The 17,997-nt window shown below is 37.4% G+C and carries 16 protein-coding genes; 15 read left to right on the forward strand and 1 reads right to left on the reverse strand.

Going from position 1 to position 17,997, the window contains the following annotated elements; translation table 11 throughout:
• The first annotated feature begins 168 nt into the window (after positions 1-168).
• The 5 genes from QNH29_RS11155 to QNH29_RS11175 are packed head-to-tail and all read left to right on the forward strand — an operon-like array spanning position 169 to position 4,711.
• Positions 169-1,074: a sugar phosphate isomerase/epimerase family protein gene (locus QNH29_RS11155; protein ID WP_283864839.1), complete on the forward strand. Its 906-nt coding sequence runs from the start codon at positions 169-171 to the stop codon at positions 1,072-1,074.
• Between the two features lie 54 nt (positions 1,075-1,128).
• Positions 1,129-2,256: a Gfo/Idh/MocA family protein gene (locus tag QNH29_RS11160; RefSeq protein WP_283864840.1), complete on the forward strand. Its 1,128-nt coding sequence runs from the start codon at positions 1,129-1,131 to the stop codon at positions 2,254-2,256.
• Between the two features lie 11 nt (positions 2,257-2,267).
• A complete protein-coding gene (locus tag QNH29_RS11165; RefSeq protein WP_283864841.1) occupies positions 2,268-2,723 on the forward strand; it encodes a C-glycoside deglycosidase beta subunit domain-containing protein in 456 nt (151 codons plus the stop codon).
• Positions 2,720-3,691: a sugar phosphate isomerase/epimerase family protein gene (locus QNH29_RS11170; protein ID WP_283864842.1), complete on the forward strand. Its 972-nt coding sequence runs from the start codon at positions 2,720-2,722 to the stop codon at positions 3,689-3,691. The genes QNH29_RS11165 and QNH29_RS11170 overlap by 4 nt, the downstream gene beginning before the upstream one ends.
• Positions 3,692-3,742: 51 nt before the next feature.
• Positions 3,743-4,711: an ROK family glucokinase gene (locus QNH29_RS11175; protein ID WP_283865601.1), complete on the forward strand. Its 969-nt coding sequence runs from the start codon at positions 3,743-3,745 to the stop codon at positions 4,709-4,711.
• Between the two features lie 66 nt (positions 4,712-4,777).
• On the opposite strand, the gene QNH29_RS11180 is transcribed toward QNH29_RS11175, so the two are convergent.
• Positions 4,778-6,319, reverse strand: a complete 1,542-nt coding sequence (locus QNH29_RS11180) for a DUF5597 domain-containing protein (RefSeq protein WP_283864843.1) — start codon at positions 6,317-6,319, stop codon at positions 4,778-4,780.
• A 123-nt stretch (positions 6,320-6,442) separates the two neighbouring features.
• On the opposite strand from QNH29_RS11180, the gene QNH29_RS11185 reads away from it, so the two are divergent.
• The 10 genes from QNH29_RS11185 (at position 6,443) to QNH29_RS11230 (ending at position 17,912) form a co-directional block, all read left to right on the forward strand.
• Positions 6,443-7,264: an AraC family transcriptional regulator gene (locus QNH29_RS11185; protein ID WP_283864844.1), complete on the forward strand. Its 822-nt coding sequence runs from the start codon at positions 6,443-6,445 to the stop codon at positions 7,262-7,264.
• Positions 7,265-7,546: 282 nt separating this feature from the next.
• Positions 7,547-8,440 (forward strand): sugar phosphate isomerase/epimerase family protein, encoded by an 894-nt coding sequence (locus tag QNH29_RS11190; protein ID WP_283864845.1) that lies wholly within the window; start codon positions 7,547-7,549, stop codon positions 8,438-8,440.
• An 11-nt stretch (positions 8,441-8,451) separates the two neighbouring features.
• Entirely contained in the window at positions 8,452-8,853 is a 402-nt protein-coding gene (locus tag QNH29_RS11195) for a C-glycoside deglycosidase beta subunit domain-containing protein (protein WP_283864846.1), read from the forward strand.
• Positions 8,854-9,249: 396 nt separating this feature from the next.
• Positions 9,250-10,902: a glycoside hydrolase family 43 protein gene (locus QNH29_RS11200; protein ID WP_283864847.1), complete on the forward strand. Its 1,653-nt coding sequence runs from the start codon at positions 9,250-9,252 to the stop codon at positions 10,900-10,902.
• Between the two features lie 186 nt (positions 10,903-11,088).
• Positions 11,089-12,342: an MFS transporter gene (locus QNH29_RS11205; protein WP_283864848.1), complete on the forward strand. Its 1,254-nt coding sequence runs from the start codon at positions 11,089-11,091 to the stop codon at positions 12,340-12,342.
• Between the two features lie 7 nt (positions 12,343-12,349).
• On the forward strand, positions 12,350-13,210 hold the full coding sequence (locus QNH29_RS11210) for a sugar phosphate isomerase/epimerase family protein (RefSeq protein WP_283865602.1): 861 nt from the start codon (positions 12,350-12,352) through the stop codon (positions 13,208-13,210).
• A 114-nt stretch (positions 13,211-13,324) separates the two neighbouring features.
• On the forward strand, positions 13,325-14,254 hold the full coding sequence (locus QNH29_RS11215) for an AraC family transcriptional regulator (RefSeq protein WP_283864849.1): 930 nt from the start codon (positions 13,325-13,327) through the stop codon (positions 14,252-14,254).
• Between the two features lie 165 nt (positions 14,255-14,419).
• Positions 14,420-15,907, forward strand: coding sequence for an ABC transporter substrate-binding protein (locus QNH29_RS11220; RefSeq protein ID WP_283864850.1), 1,488 nt, complete (start codon positions 14,420-14,422; stop codon positions 15,905-15,907).
• Positions 15,908-16,104: 197 nt separating this feature from the next.
• The gene (locus QNH29_RS11225; protein ID WP_283865603.1) at positions 16,105-17,007 is read left to right on the forward strand and encodes an ABC transporter permease; all 903 of its coding nucleotides are present in this window, start codon (positions 16,105-16,107) and stop codon (positions 17,005-17,007) included.
• Between the two features lie 17 nt (positions 17,008-17,024).
• Complete coding sequence (locus QNH29_RS11230; RefSeq protein ID WP_283864851.1) at positions 17,025-17,912, forward strand: carbohydrate ABC transporter permease; 888 nt, start codon at positions 17,025-17,027, stop codon at positions 17,910-17,912.
• Positions 17,913-17,997 lie beyond the last annotated feature (85 nt).

Here is a 17,997-nt window from a genome sequence, read left to right on the forward strand (position 1 = left end):
TTAACCTATTTTTATATTTAAAAAATGAAAACTAGAAAAAAGACGAAAATTTATACCTGATAAGGATAATTAATGAAAGGGAACAGGCGTAAAAAGCAGTTATGATATATATGTAAGCGGAATCAATATATAAGTTTAGTAAAAACACAGGAGGAGGAACAGACAGCAATGAAGCTTGGATTTAATAGCGCGATTTTGAATGAATGCAGCTTTGAAGAAGTCATTGACTATGCAGCTGATAACGGATTTTCATGCGTGGAGATCTGTGCGTGGCCCAAAGGGAAAGCAGCTCGGAAATATGCTGGTGTTACCCATATTGATGTAGATCACTTAGATGTGGATTACATTAAAAATTATACCGAAGCAAAAGGAGTAAGAATTTCCGCTATTGCTTATTATCCAAATGCTTTAGATACAGATCAGGAAAAAAGTGATTACTACGTAACTCACATCAAAAAATGTATCGAGGCAGCCAACAAGCTTGATATAAACATGGTAACAACTTTTATTGGGAGAGCCCAAAAGAAAACAGTAGAAGAAAATCTAGAAATTATGACAGCAGTTTGGAAGCCTATCGTAGAATACGCAGAAGAACTTGGGGTAAAAATTGCGATTGAAAATTGTCCGATGTTATTTACTAATGATGAGTGGCCAGGTGGACAAAACCTCATGACAACACCAGCCATCTTCCGCCGTGTGTTTGAAGCTATTCCAAATAAAAATCTCGGATTAAATTTTGATCCTTCTCATTTTGTTTGGCAGCAAATGGATTATATCAAGCCGATTTATGAGTTCCAGGATCGGATTTTCCACATCCACTTCAAAGATATTAAAGTGTACAAGGATCGTTTAAATGATGTGGGAATCATGGCAACGCCTCTTGAATACATCTCACCTAAACTACCAGGTCTGGGGGATGTGAATTGGGGACAATATGTATCTGCCTTAACAGATATCGGTTACCGAGGATTTGCCGTCATTGAAGTAGAGGACAAGGCATTCGAAGATTCACTTAAATCTAAAAAAGACTCTATTAAAATTAGCAAAAACTATTTGAGTCAATACTTCGCTTAAATAGATTATCAAACTATAAATCATAAATAATGAGGAAAAAGGAGAAGATACATTATGGGTAAATTAAAAATTGGTATTATTGGCTGCGGTGGTATTGCAAATCAAAAGCATTTTCCGGCATTAGCACAGTTTAAAGAAATTAGTGAAATCGTTGCTTTTTGTGATATCGTCATTGAACGTGCAGAAAAAGCAGCGAAAGAATTTGGAACACCAGATGCTAAAGTTTACGAAGACTATCGTGAGCTATTAAAGGATGAATCGATTGATCTTGTACACGTTTTAACTCCAAACGTTAGCCATAGCCCAATTACAGTTGCAGCCTTTGAAGCAGGAAAGCATGTTATGTGTGAAAAACCAATGGCTCATACTACAGAAGCTGCTCAAAAAATGATCGATGCTTGGAAAAAGTCAGGCAAGAAATTCACGATTGGTTATCAAAATCGCTTCCGTCCAGAAGTTCAATCACTTCATAAAGCTTGTGAAAAAGACGAGCTTGGGGATATTTATTTTGCAAAAGCACATGCGCTTCGCCGCCGTGCTGTACCAACTTGGGGAGTGTTCCCAGATAAGTCTCAACAAGGCGGCGGTCCATTAATCGATATTGGTACTCATGCACTTGACATTACTTTATGGATGATGGATAACTACAAACCAGTTTCTGTAACAGGTTCTGTTTTCAATAAATTAGGTAATCTGTCAGAAGCAGTTGAAGGTAATATGTTCGGACCATGGGATCCAGAAACATATGAAGTAGAAGACTCTGCGTTTGGTTACATTAAAATGGAAAATGGAGCGACGATTTTCCTTGAGTCATCTTGGGCTCTAAACGTTTTAGAATCTAGAGAAGCAGCGACTACTCTTTGCGGAACTAAGGCTGGAGCACAAATCAATTCCGGCATGAGCTTCCGTACAAATGAGTTAGTTTATAATACTGCACGCAACGGGATGTTAACTGAAGAGAAAAACTCCGCAGGCGGAGCGATTGCGTTCTTTGAAGGCGGATCCAATAAACCAGAAGTACTAGAAGCAAAACAATGGCTAGAGGCCGTTTTGTATGATAGAGAACCACTTGTAAAACCAGAACAAGCATTTGTGGTAACGAAAATTTTAGATGCTGTTTATAAATCTGCAGAAACAGGTAAAGAAATTGTGTTTGAAGAAGAGACAGTTTTAAGCAAATAGGAGGTGCAAACATGGCATTTAGTATGAAGCTGCCATTCGTCGATGTTGTTTGTGATGATAGTTTAAAAAACACATACGTGAATGGTAAAAAGCTGGGATATGAGTTCCAAATCCGACTAAGCAACTATCGCGGACACTATTTATCTTGTATTGAGGAGTTTGCTGTAACGGTGGATGGCCAGGAAGTAAATCCAGATCATCTAACTTTTACTCTTAATGGCAAAGAGTTTACTGTAAAACAGCTGCCAAGTCTTGTTTCAGAGTTTTGGAATTTAATAGCGCCAGCTACAATTAATGTTTATCAACCAGGAGGATTGACAGAAGGGGAACATCAAATTGAAGTGAAATTAATGTTACGTATCCCTTATATGGCGGTTCCAGGAAGAAAGATTGAACGTGAATATGCCGTACTAGATTCATGTGGCAGTAAAACCCTAACAATAAGAGAGGAGGTAATGGCCAAATGAGTAACATTAAGTTAGGGGTTTCTTTATACAGCTTCACAGATGAGTATGTAAAAGGAAAATTTTCATTAGAGGACTGTATTCGTACGGCAGCTGAATATGGAGCAGAAGGGTTTGAATTGGTAGGCACGCAAATGCTGCCTTCTTATCCATATGTAAGTGACAAAGTGTTAAATGAATTTAAAGCAATGACGAATCACTATGGTATTGAATTCGTCTCTTATGGGGCAAATGCAGACCGTGGGTTAAGATCTGATAGAGATTTGACGGATGATGAATTACTACAATCGGCCATTATTGATTTGAAAACGGCCAATAAATTGGGCTGTAAAATCATGCGTGCTCAATACCTATTATCGCCGGCAGCATTTGCTAAACTCGCACCTTATGCGGAAAGCTATGGTATTAAGGTTGGAATCGAAATCCATAATCCTGAAACGCCAACTTCACCAAAAATCCAAGAATATGTGGAAGTAATTGATAAAACAGGCTCCAACTATTTAGGATTTGTAACAGATTTTGGAACTTTTGCAACTCGGCCAAATAAACCTCATTGGGACGAGGCTCTAGCAAATGGAGCTCCTCTTGAATTACTGGAAATGGCTGCTCAATTACGCTATGAAGGTGTGCCAAGAGAGGAAGCACGACAAAGGCTGATTGAAGCTGGTGCTAATGGTCCTGTAATGGGGGCATTACAGGGTATGTATGGGTTCGTGACATTCTATAACGAGCCTGATTTGGAAGGTTTAAAGAAAATCATGCCATATAATATTCACTTCCATGGGAAATTCCATTATATAGATGAGAATCTTGAGGAAGCGAGTATTCCTTATCAGGATATTTTACCGATTATCCAAAATTCTGGTTTCGACGGATATATAATGGCAGAATATGAGGATCATTTATCGGGAAGAGCTTTACAAATGACAAAACGTCTTTTGGAAATGGAAAGAAAAATACTAGCTAAATAAATTGAGAGAATACAGGTGAAATTCACCTGTATTCTTTACTAAGGCGGGAGAATATTGAAGAAATTAATTGGGATTGATTTAGGTGGCACTACAGTAAAATTCGCCATATTAACAGAAGAAGGTGAAGTTCAACAAAAGTGGAGCATTGAGACAGATATTCAAGAAGCCGGAAAGAATATTGTCCCAAACATTATCGAATCCATTAACCATCGTCTAGAATTATACGGGTTGTCAGCTGATGCATTCATAGGAATCGGAATGGGGTCTCCAGGTACAGTTGATCGTGAGAAAGGGACTGTTATCGGAGCCTTTAATTTAAATTGGAGTACTCTGCAGCCAGTGAAAGAATTGATCGAAGCAGGGACAGGGATTCCTTTTTATATTGATAATGATGCGAATGTAGCAGCATTAGGCGAGCGCTGGAAAGGTGCCGGTGAAAATGGGGCAGATGTGGTCTTCGTTACACTTGGAACAGGTGTGGGCGGGGGGATAATTGCAGATGGCAACCTCATTCATGGTAAGGTTGGAGCAGCCGGGGAAATTGGCCATATTATTGTAGATTCTGAAGGCTATCTCTGTACTTGTGAAAATCAGGGCTGTCTTGAAACTGTCGCAAGTGCTACTGGTGTAGTCCGATTGGCTAGGGATTTTTCAGAAAAATTTTCTGGGGAATCAGAACTGAAGTGGTTAATTGACGATGGACAAGAAGTAACGGCAAAGACAGTGTTCGAACAAGCCAAACGTGGCGATAAATTAGCATTAATTGTTGTAGATAAATTTTATTATTACTTAGGACTTGCCTGTGGCAATATTGGGAATATATTAAACCCTGAGACTATTGTAATTGGCGGGGGAGTATCGGCCGCAGGAGATATGCTGTTAAAAGGAGTCGAAGAATATTTTCTAAAATATGCTTTCCCAACAGTAAAAACAAGTACAAAATTAAAACTGGCTCAATTAGGTAATGATGCGGGTGTTATTGGGGCAGCATCATTGGTAAAACAATCAAGTAAGAATTAAAAATGAAAGATGCCAACTATTCACTAAAGAATAATTGGCATTTTTTTGTCCTAATATTAATTCATTCTAATACTCATATACCTGAGTTCTATAAGTTGCTGGCATATCTTTCAATTGTATCATCATTTTTTCGTCACCGTTTAAGACACGTCCCGCTTTCCATTCTCCCTTAACAAATTCGCCTTCTTCAAATCGTAGTAAATCCACGTGTGTATTGTTTCCTGATTTTGAAAATAATTGAACCTTCATCATCGTTCCAATAACGACAAATTCATTTTCTGAAACCTCAAAAATCATACCGCCAGAAGTTGGCTTATAGGGTGCTTTCGGCGAGTAAGATACGAGAATATCATATTTGTCAAAATGAAGAAGTTTACCAAAGTCATGTTCATTTCTCTTTACGAAACTTTGTAAATGACTAGTATTTCTATATTTAAAATAAAGCGGCTTGATATTTTCGATAATAGAATAGCTCTTGGCAAGATACGCTGCGCTGCCTTCTATTTCAAAAGCTGAAGGGTCAATATTTAATGCCACCATTAACTCTAGTGGTGGTTTGTCAATATTTTCAGGATTCATCAAAAGTTCCTCTATGCCAAACGGTGAATAACAAATCGCGTTACATCCGCCAACAGCATATAAAGCATATGTAGCAGATACCGCATCTTTGCGGACCTCCGGAACGAATAGCGGATTGCCGTTCTGACTATATTGATCCAGCACATCAGGTACATATGGAACATAAATATCCGGTGCAAGACAAAATAGAGATGGAGCCAATAAATTCCACATTTTTTGCATCTTCATTACGGGACCGCCGCTTGGATAGGTCCCCGCACGCCACGGGAATTGTTCCAACCAGGCATTGGCGTAGCAAGGAAGAGGATAAGCGTTTTGTCCAGCCTGAGTGATTTTTTCTACTGCGGATGAAAAATAATAAGCCATAAAGTATTCGCACGCTTCGTAGCCAAAAGCTTCTTCCCATGTTCCGAAGACTTGGAATGCTTCTGAAACTGCTTCAGGAATTTCTTGAGAAAAAGCTGCATTTGCTTGATTAGAATAATCACGATCACTACCTAAAATTCCGATTTCATTTTCAACCTGCATAACAATAACAGTATTTTCTTCTGAATCAATAGATTTGATAAATTTCATTAGGTGATAAAAAGCATTTGCATCCTTTTCAACTGCTGCTTCACATAATGGTGAAATAGTATTTAAAGGTTCTCCGGAAGCTTTACAAGCTCGGAAATAAGTTCGTGAATCTTGCTTTATCCAATGTGGTACATATTTAGATTCTGAATTTTTCCATAAGCCAAACCAGAGGAATATAAGATGCATGTTATTTTCACGCGCTTGGTTGATCAGTCCTTCAACGAGTGTAAAGTCAAATTGATTTTCTTCAGGCTCAATTAATTCCCAGTAAACAGGAACAATGACGGAATTCATATTTAATGTTTTTATATTTGGCCAAACATTTTTTTCCATATATTCGAGGCTAGAGGCACTGGAATTACGGATTTCTCCCGCTAAAGCAATAAAGGGTTCGTCATGAACGTATAAAGTTGGAATATCATTGTTTATTTTAATATGTGGCAATGTTGACATACTATAAGCACCCTTTCATAATAAGAATATATTAATATGATAATAGATTGTGAAATTAGAGGAAATCTTAGAATATTACGATGAATATGATTATATTAAGAAAAGGAAGGTGATTCTTCAGTAATGAACAAGGTTTTTTTTACAAAATATACTGAACAAAATATTAAACTTCCTTTTGTCTTATATTCTTTAGGTTTAGATCATAGGCAGGAATACATCAACAGACCAACAGGATTGCCTTTTTTTCAATTGATTCAAGCTGTCAAAGGAAACGGTGTCCTAGAAATAGAAGATAAACAGTATGTGGTGGAGGAAGGGAGTGGGATGTTACTCTTTCCTAATGTTGGTCATAAATATTACGGAGTGAGCAACGAATGGGATGTTCATTTCATGTGTTTTACAGGCTATGGAACAAAGGAATTTTTTGAAAACGTAGGAATTAAACAATCAGGCATTTATAAACAAAACGATATTGAAAAAATAGAACAATATATGGAGGATTTATTTTTAATATATACACGAAATAGTCCAACGGAAATGTATGATTTTTCAAAAATACTTTATGAAATCTTAATGGTAATTGCAAAATCAACCACGTTACACAATGAAAAGTCTTTTCAAAATCAGAATAAGAAAATACATCTTGTTATGGACTACATAAACGAACATTATACAGAGCCTATTGTGTTATCTGACTTAGCAGAGATAGTAGATTTGTCAAAAGAATATCTTTGTCAGTTATTTAAAAAAATTAATGGATTTTCTATTTTTGACTATATTACTGATGTTCGTTTAGCCCAGGCGAAAACCCTACTCATTCAAGAACGGGACGAGAAAATCAAGAACATCAGTAGATTGTGTGGATATGAAGATGTCAGCTATTTTGGGATGGTATTTAAGAAAAAAGAAGGTATGACACCAGCGAAATTCAGAGAACTACATTAAAATGGAACATACGAAAGTTTAAGGGTGCCAAGCAGAATTAAAATGCTTGGCGTTTTTATTACTGAAGATGGATCTATCGTAGACAAAATAAAAGAGGATAAAAATTAACCTTTAATTTTTATCCTCTTTTTTATAATTTAAGCTATATGGCGGTAAAAGTAACAAGAATCTATATCTATTAAGTTAATTAAAGGAAATGATTAATTGTAAAGTTAGATTATTATTAAGGATGTAAGCGTAATCAGCGATTTTTAATTAATAGTAAAAGGAGAGAAAGTCGAAATGACTAATAAGGTGGATATAAATATAAAGCCAAAACGAGGAGTTTCTCTTTACAGTTATGCAGGTGAATATGGTGTCACAATGAGTTTGGAAGATATGTTTGCTGAAATGCATGATATGGGTGCGAGGGGATTAGAAATCCTAGCAAACTCACATATTGAAGGCTATCCAAATCCTAGCGAAGAATGGCTCAAGAATTGGGACAGGTTGATTGAAAAGTATGATATTGTACCGGTTGAATATGGACATTGGGTAGATTCCCGCCTCTATCAGGGAAGACATCTTACGGCGGTGGAATCGTATGAGATGCTGGTTCGCGATTTCAAACTAGCCAACAGACTCGGTTTCACGGTTCTTCGTACCAAATTAGGAGTCATTGATAATGATTTAACTCCTGTAGAAAATTGGAGAGAGTTTATTAAAATGGCACTGCCGATGGCAGAAAAGTATAATGTGCGCATGTGTCCGGAAATTCATGCTCCTACGCTTCTAAAATCCAAGATGGTGGATGATTATGTGGCGTTCATTGAAGAGACAGGCACGAAATATTTTGGTTTGAATATCGACTTTGGTGTTTTTACGACACAGACTATACCAGCTAGTGAATGGGGGCCAAATGAGTTTATCATGCCTGAAAGTGATCACAGTCCGGTAGAGGATATTATTCCACTGCTGCCATATTTATATTGCTGTCATGCCAAATTCGTAAAGATGTCAGATGATTTCGAAGAGATGACGATTCCATATGAAAAGGTTATTAACACACTGATAGAGCACAACTGGGATGGCTATATGGTAAGTGAGTATGAAGGACCGAAGAAGGATGTGCCTGGTTATGCTGTTGAACAAGTACGGAAACACCACGTCATGATGAAAAGAATTTTGGGAGAATAGGAGAGAATCGTATGTTAGAAAAACCTTGTATTCAATCGAGAGGCTTTAAAAATGTAGAAAGTAATGGGAAAATCACAGGCTTTCAAGTTAATATCCGTTCCTTATATTATAGAGGACTCTGGCTTTCTCAGTTGCGCCCTGCTACGGTTACAGTAGATGGTGAAACGTTTTCGGGAGATCAGATTACCTGGACGATTAATGGTGCTACTTATACACAAGCGGAAATGGCTGAGCTCGGAGATGTTCACTGGGGCCTGTTAGAACCTGCCACTCTTACTGTTGCAAAAGAAGGCGGCTTGGAATCAGGAAGTCATGAAATAGAAGTTAACTATACTTATAGCTGCTCTTATTTTCCTCCAGTGGTGGATACAGTTCTTGGCGGTACACAAAAGAGGACACTGATTTTGGTTTGATTTTAAGTAATGAAACATGAAATACAGTACGTAGTTTTGGCAGGTGCCCGAACTGGATAAGGGAACCGGTGCCACGATCACCAATAAGCGCTATTCGTGCCCGAACCCGTAAAGGAACCGGTGCCACGGTCACGAATTTGCGCTATTCGTGCCCAAACTGGGTAAAGGAACCGGTGCCACGGTCACGAATTTGCGCTATTCGTGCCCGAACTGGATAAATGAACCGGTGCCACGGTCACGAAAGCTATCTTTATAAAAAGCAGTGATCCTAACGCTGACCATAATCTTGAATGAGTTCCATACTACAGTAATAACACTTTTGTAAAAGAATGTGACTTCAGACAAACTTGATTAAAAAGTTTAGTAGATTCCAAGTGAAAAACTAAAAAATAAAAGGTGATCTATTTGAAGAAAAAACAGATACACAACCCAATTTTACCAGGCTTTTATCCTGATCCTTCCATTTGCAGGGTGGGAGATGATTTCTACATGATTACATCAAGTTTCTCCTTATTTCCTGGAGTTCCTATTTTCCATAGTACAGACCTGGCTAATTGGGAACAGATTGGACATGTACTCGACCGAAAGTCACAGCTGCACACCACGGCAAATCATATGACAGCCGGAATCATGGCGCCAACACTTCGCTATCATGATGGTACCTTCTACATGATTACGACAAATGTCAGCGACAAATGGAATTTTATAGTGACTGCTACCGATCCCAAGGGTCCATGGTCAGATCCATATTGGATAGAAGGCTGTCCGGGAATTGATGCATCCTTATTTTTTGACGACGATGGGAAGGCATACATCACCGGTACTAGAGGTGAAGTCAGTCATGACGGTACACATGGAAGTCAAGTGATCTGGATTGGTGAAATTGATCTGGTCAATATGAAACTTGTCGGTGAAAAAAAGACGATATGGAGCGGAGCCTTAATGAATTGCGCTTCACCTGAAGCTCCTCATCTTTACAAGAAGGATGGGTATTACTACTTGATGATTGCAGAGGGTGGTACGGAACACTATCATTCAGTCACGATCGCACGCACAAAAAATATTTTTGATTATTATGAGGGATATGCTGGAAATCCGATTTTGACCCATCGCCACCTAGGCAAACAGTATCCTATCTGTAATGTTGGCCATGCTGATTTCGTTGAACTAATAAACGGAGAATGGTATGCTGTTATGCTTGCCTCACGCCTCATCGAGGGCTATCATAAAAATCTTGGAAGGGAAACCTTTATTGCACCAGTCGTTTGGGAAGATGGCTGGCCGGTCATTAGCCCTGGAACGGGAAAAGTAGAATGGAGTTATCCCGCACCTGAACTCCCTGCCACTGTGCAAAAGCCTAGATCTGTGAGGGATGATTTCGAGGGCGAAAAGCTAGGAATGGATTGGGTATACTTCGGCACACCTTATGAAGATTTTCATACGCTCTTAGACAGCAAGTTGACTTTGAAATTGCTGCCACGTTCCATGAGCCCTGAATTACGTAAAATCGACTTGTCTGCAACCAAAACGGATGAGGGTGCTCCGAGTTTAAGCTTTATCGGACGCAGACTACAGCATGCAAACTTTCGGATTTCGGCCAGTATGAGTTTTGATGCATGTTCAGAGAATGAGACAGCAGGACTTGTCGTGATGCAGGCATCTAATCATCAATTCCGGTTGGAACGATCGATGGAGAAAGGACAGCAGATTCTGAGGCTGATCCAGTGTACCAGTGAGTTAACCGGATACCCGCACCAGCCGCACTTCAAAGGTATAACGACTGAAAGCGAGCTAGCAAAAACTGTGGTCGATGGTGGAGATATCAATCTGAGTATTATTGCAGAAGGACAAGATTATAGCTTTTATTATGGCAAAGTGGACGAGAGCCTCACCTTACTATACGAGAACGCAGACGCTAGAAAAATAAATCCCGAAATTGTTGGCGGTATGGTGGGAACAATGCTTGGCATGTTTGCAAGTTCGAACGGACAAGAGAGTATTAACAAAGCAGAATTTGATTGGTTTGACTATAACGGAATTGAACAATAAAGATCGTTGTTAGAGAGATTAAAAATCATAGTTAGATTTTTAATCTCTTTATTTTTCAAGAAATATCCGAAAAAACTAGGATAAGAATTGCACTATTAAGAGATTAAATAATCGAAATGAAGTTAGTAAATAGAAAGGTAATATTAAATAAGCAGAGTTTTTAGTTTTTAGAACAGGAGAAAGTGAATGCAAAGGTTTAATATGTTAAAAGTAATGAGAAATATGCCATTACTAATTCTAATGGTAAACACATTTATCGCTTTAGTTGGGGTTGGTTTGGCAATTCCGGTTCTTCCCAAATTTATTTCAGAAATCGGTGCCAGCGGTAAAGATATGGGATATCTCGTAGCAGCAACAGGACTAACTCAGTTTCTATTTTCACCACTAGGCGGGAAGCTTTCAGATCAATATGGTCGGAAGATAATTACTGTTATTGGTTTGGCGATTATAATGGTGTCTCAATTTATGTTCAGTGTAGGCACTGATCTCTGGGTCCTTTATCTGTCACGCTTCATCGGGGGAATTGGTGTTGGCTTGCTTATACCCGCTACGATGGCATATGTAGCCGATGTTACCACATTAGAAAATCGCGGAAAAGGGATGGGGTTACTTGGTGCTTCCATTTCGCTCGGTTTTGTTATTGGTCCAGGAATTGGAGGATTTCTTGCAGAGTTCGGCATACGTGTACCGTTTTATGCTTCAGCGCTCGCCGCAGCTATCGCCATGCTCGTATCGCTGTTATTTTTACCAGAGTCATTGTCAAAAGCACAACAACATGAGTTTAGAAATTCATCGTTGGAACAAAACGGAATGGTTCATGACATCAAAAGGTCTTTTAAAGTGTCTTACTTCGTACTCTTACTACTCGTCTTTACTATGACATTTGGACTGGCAAACTTTGAAACAATCTTTGGATTATATGTTACTGAAAAGTATGAGTATACCCCTAAAGATATTTCTATCATCATGACGATAGCAGCTTTAATTGGTGTGATCATTCAGGCGCTCGTGGTAGATAAACTGCTGCAGCGTTTCAATGAAATTAGGGTGATTAATGTTTGTTTCTTGCTATCTGCACTAACGATGGTTGTCATATTATTATCCGGGAATTTTTTATTTATGTTAATGATGAATATTTTATTTATTTTATTTACCTCGATTCTTCGACCTGCCATTAATACGTTGCTATCAAAAATGGCTGGAAGTGAACAGGGCTTTGCTGCGGGAATGAACAATGCTTATAGTAGTTTAGGTAATATTATCGGACCTTCCTTAGCGGGAATTTTATTTGATGTTTCCTTTAATGTTCCATTTATATTTGGTGCCGTAATTTTGTTAGGCAGTATTGTCATGTGTGTGGCATGGAATCAGAAAGCTAGACAAAATTCTGATTTTGTTTTGATTTTAAGCGGCAAAAGTAAACTCGTGAAGGAGAGATGAATTGACAATGGAAATTGGATTAAATTTATTTTCAGTATTTAAGGAACTAAACGAAGATTACTTTGGTACCTTGGAGCATGTAGCAGAAATGGGGTATAAGAATCTTGAATTGCTAACAGTAAATTTTTCTACGGGAGAGCGATATTCAGATGCTTTTTCCCTTCCCGTCATTAAACAGAAGTTGGAGGACTTAGGGCTAAATGCTTTTTCAGCGCATGAAGGTGTTGCTCCAGGAAGCGCAATAATGGATGCTGATTGGGATCGTATTGTTGAAGAAAATGCTGAACTTGGTTGTCAGTCGATTGTTTTCCCAATGGCATTTATTTCAGGACGAGAAGACACACTACAAACAGCAGAACATCTAAATTTAATCGGGGAAAAATGCAATAAAGCAGGACTAAGCTTTTACTATCATAACCATGCGCATGAGTTTAGAAGAATAGGAGAAACATCATTATTTGAACTACTCGCAGAAAATACGGATCCAGCTCTCGTAAAATTTGAGTTAGATCTAGTATGGGTGATGAGAGGTGGATATGATCCGTTGGCATTACTCGAAAAACTTGGCAGTCGCTGTGATATGATCCACCAAAAAGATTTAGGGCAGCACGTGAATCCAGTAAATATTTTGTCTGCAATATCTCAAGGAAATCTAGATACGATGAAAATTTACACAGAGATGGTAAAACCAAATGATTTTGTTAATCTAGGAACCGGTATCGTTAATTTTCAAGAGACCTATCAAAAGCTTCATCAACTGGGATATGTTCGTTATGCAATTGTAGAGAATGAAGGACAGCCGGGGAATAAATTTACAAGTATTGCGGACGATTTAAAAGTCATGGAGAAATATGTTCAAGCACGTTAATGAGTAGATTATCTTGTCATCAAGTTAAGCCGCAAAGTTACAGTAAAACTTTAGCGGTTTTTTTAATTTTTAGGCATCTATTATTACCTAATTATTTAATCGTAAGGAGGCTATATGAAATATCCATATGAGTCTGTAGTAGTGAATGAGGAAATACCGATGTTTATGTTGATGACGAGTGTTAAATATGTTGCGATGCACTGGCATGACCGGATTGAATTTTTATTTGTTCTGAAAGGGCGGATTCATGTATATGTCGGCAGAGATGAATATTTTTTACAGGAAGATGACTTATTGCTTATTAATAGTAATGAAGTTCACGGTGTAGAATCGAGTGAGGACAATAAACTAATCGTTCTTCAAATCCCTGTCTCATATATCAAAAAAATTTACAAAAACATTGAAAATGAAACGTTCCACTGCCAATCTTTTCAATCTGTGGAACAAGACAGATTTAATAATATCCGATCGTTAATTGCCCAATTAATGATAATCTCAAGAAACAAAAAGGATGGGTATGAAGTTAAAATACATTCTCTTTTATTAGATATCGTTTACAACCTCATTTGCAAATTTAGAGTAAAAAATAATGTGGATTTTTACAGAAACAGTAAGAAAGATATACAACGACTTACTAGGATCACTAGCTATATTCAACAGAATTTTATGCATCCTATTACATTAAATGAAATTGCAGAAAATGAACAACTAACGGTCCCTTACTTATCCAAATACTTTCAACAGCATATGGGACAATCCTTTGTTAAATATTTAAATGGTATTCGCTTAGAACATGCTGTCCGAACGATGCTGGAATCAGATTGGCCTATTATTCAAATCGCCATGGAATCTGGTTTTTCCAATCTAAATACCTTCCATAAACTATTTAAAGAAACCTTTCACGCCACACCCTATCAATATCGAAAAAAACAATCGAATAACGCTATCAGCATACGTCAAAAGAAAAAAGGGGTTGAAGGGTATCAATATCATGAAGAAGCTGATTTAAACTATTTGAATAAATATTTGTTATTTTCTGAATAATAATAAAAATTGATATCATTTATATTAAAATACTGGACGTTTTCTAGTTAATTCCTCTCTATAATAATCAGTAATAAACCGCTTTCATATAGATGGATGTTAAAAACAAAGTAAGTAATCTATCAAAAAGGCGGGTTATGGTGATTAAAAATAGGGGGTAAATACATGAGGAAATTAATTAGTTTTATTCTTGTAAGTTTTTTACTGTTAATTACAGCGTGTAGTCCGAAACAGGAAAGCTCAACGAATGAAAGCACTGGATCTAATGAAGGTACATCAGAGGTTAATGTTGTACTATTTTCAGCTTCCGTTCCGAAAGATTTAAAAATAGTAGAAGATGAAATTAACAAGATTACCAAAGAAAAGATTAATGTGAAAATTAAATTGTCACCCATTAATATTGGTGCCTATGTTCAACAAACGAATTTGATGTTATCGAGCAATGAAAAAGTAGATTTAATGCTCGTTGCTTCCTTTTTTGGCTACACTTCCCAAGCGGCAAAAGGACAATTACTTCCTCTGGATGATTTGGTAGATAAATATGGTCCTGATATCAAAAAGGTAATGGATGAGGATTATTTGAATGCATCGAAGGTCGGCGGGAAATTATATGCGGTTCCAACCCTACGAGATATGGCTTCAGCCAGTGGGATTTTGATGCGCAAAGATTTAGTAGAAAAGTATAATATTGATGTTAGTAAGGTAAAAACTTTAGATGATTTAGAGAAAGTATTGAAAACGATAAAGGATAACGAAAAAGATTTGACTCCACTTGTTCCTTCAAATCCTGGACAGCAGCCAACCATGATTTATAACTGGTTCGATCGTCTAGGTGATGGTTTAGGTGTACTGCCTAAATATGATAATAATTTGAAAGTTGTAAACTTGTATGAAACGGACGAATATGCAGAATTTGTAAAGAAAATGAGAAAATGGCAGAACGAAGGACTTCTTATGAAAAATCCAGGTACAAATACGGAAACGGGCGGAAACTTAGTAAAGTCTAATGTAGGTTTTAGTTATTTAAGTCCTCTTAAGCCAGGGATAGACTCACAAGAATCTAAAAATACTCAAATGCCTATGGTTTCAGCCTCACTTGGAGAACCAGTATCGACAACATTTGGTGTAACAACGATGATGTGGGGGATTCCTCAAAGTTCCAAAATCCCAAAAGACGCGATGAAATTTCTAAATTTAATGTATCAAGACAAAGAGTTAGTTAATTTACTAAGTTGGGGTATTGAAGGAAAACATTATGAAAAAGTATCGGAAACCTTGGTTAAGTATCCTGAAGGCGTGGATGCAACAAACAATGGTTACAATTTAAATATGAACTTTGCTATGGGAAATTCCTTCCTTTCCTATATATTTGAAGGGAATGACCCAGAACTTTGGAATCAAATGGATGGTTTTAACAAAAGTGCCATTAAATCTAAGGCATTAGGTTTTAATTTTGACAGTTCACCGGTGAAAACAGAAGTCACTGCAGTTACCAATGTCGTTAATAAGTATACAATCGGTTTGGAAAACGGAGTGTTAGATCCCGAAACGGAATTACCGAAATTTATTAAAGAATTAAAGGCTGCCGGTATGGACAAGATTGTTGCAGAAAAACAAAAACAATTGGATGATTGGGCCAAAACGCAAAAATAACATCGTAAACTATCCGCTAATACTTTCTTAAACTTTTATATGGAGATTAAAAATCCAAGTTTGATTTTTAATCTCTTTTTTTATAATGCTTTTAAATGACAAATGTACAAGGAGGAATAGGGATGTCAGAGGTTACGGTAAAGAAATTGCAAGCAGATGTTCAAACAATACCTGTTAGAAAAGTTAACACTAGACTAATGAAATTGAAAAGGGCTCTGCCGCTATTCATCATGATGCTGCCTGGTTTACTATACTTGCTTATCAACAATTACTTACCGATGTTTGGCTTTATCATTGCTTTTAAAGATATTAATTTCGCAAAAGGAATCTTGGGAAGTGATTGGATTGGCTTTAAAAACTTCGAATACTTGTTTAGCACAAGAGATGCATTTGTGATTACTCGTAATACCATTCTTTATAATGGAGGATTTATTATTTTAAATACTGTATTGGCCATCGCGGTAGCCATAATGTTAAATGAAATTAAAAATAAGCTGGCAAAAAGTTTTTATCAAAGTGTTATCCTTATGCCATTTTTGATTTCAATGGTTATTGTCAGCTATTTGGGCTATGCCTTCTTTAGCGAGGATACCGGTTATCTCAACAATACTATCCTTCCTTTGCTAGGACTTGATGGAGTTTCTTGGTACTCAGAAGCAAAATATTGGCCCTATATTTTAACATTCATCAATATGTGGAAAGGTGTCGGTTTCTTGTGCGTTATTTACCTGGCTGCCATTATCGGAATCGACCAAGAATTCTATGAAGCTGCTACGTTGGATGGAGCGAATAAATGGCAGCAAATCCTTCATATTACGATTCCATCCATCATGCCAGTGATTATCATGATGACATTATTGGCAATCGGGCGCATTTTCTACTCAGATTTTGGGTTGTTCTATCAAGTACCAATGAATTCAGGTGCGATTTATGACACGACAAATGTTATTGATACTTATGTTTACCGTGGGTTAATGCAGCTTGGGGACATTGGGATGTCGGCAGCTGCCGGGCTCTATCAATCCGTTGTAGGATTTATCCTTGTTTTAGTATCAAACTATCTTGTTCGAAGAAAAAGTAAAGATAATGCATTATTTTAAGCCATAGGGGGAGCAAAATGTATAGATCAGATCGAATTACCGCTTGGGTGTCACATATCTTTTTAATTATACTTGCTGCAGGTAGTATTATTCCCTTGGTCCTTCTTTTATCTTCATCCTTTTCAAGTGAAGCCTCAATCTTGAAAGAGGGATACTCTTTTTTTCCAAAGGAGTTTAGCTTTGCGGCATATGAGTACCTGTTAACTAATTCAGCAAGTATTTTACGGGCCTACGGTATCACCATTTTCGTTACGGTTTTGGGAACCTTTGTCAGCTTGGCGATGACTGCACTTTTGGCTTACGCACTTTCTCGTCGTGATTTACCATACCGAAACTTTTTTGCATTTTTTGTTTTCTTTACACTCTTGTTTAATGGTGGACTTGTTCCGACCTATCTTGTATATACTCAAGTATTTGACATAAAAAATACAATCTGGGCACTAATCGTACCTGGTTTGTTAATGAACGGATTTAACGTATTATTAATGAGAACCTTTTTTATTACTTCCATACCTGAGCCTGTCATTGAATCAGCACGGATGGACGGTGCAGGTGAATTTAGAACCTTTTTCTCCATCGTTCTGCCGCTTTCATTGCCCATTTTGGCTACAATTGGGTTACTTCAAACAATCTTTTATTGGAACGATTGGTTTAATGGACTGATTTATATTACAGAACCATCCTTATTCAGTATCCAAAACATGTTAAATAGAATACTGACGGATATTCAATTTTTGGCTAGCAGTAATTTAGGTACTAACACAAGCTCTGCTGCTTCCCAGATTCCTACCACAGGTGTGCGGATGGCAATTGCAGTAATCGGTTTCCTTCCAATACTTATTGCTTATCCATTCTTCCAAAAGTACCTTGTAAAAGGGATTGCGCTAGGATCGGTTAAAGGCTGAAAACTTACATAAAACAGGTTAGAAATCGCATTTGGATTTTTAACCTGTTTTTCTATGGAATACGATGAGGATCCGAGTTGAATAT

The organism is Neobacillus sp. DY30, from assembly GCF_030123065.1.
Taxonomy (GTDB): Bacteria; Bacillota; Bacilli; order Bacillales; family Cytobacillaceae; genus Neobacillus.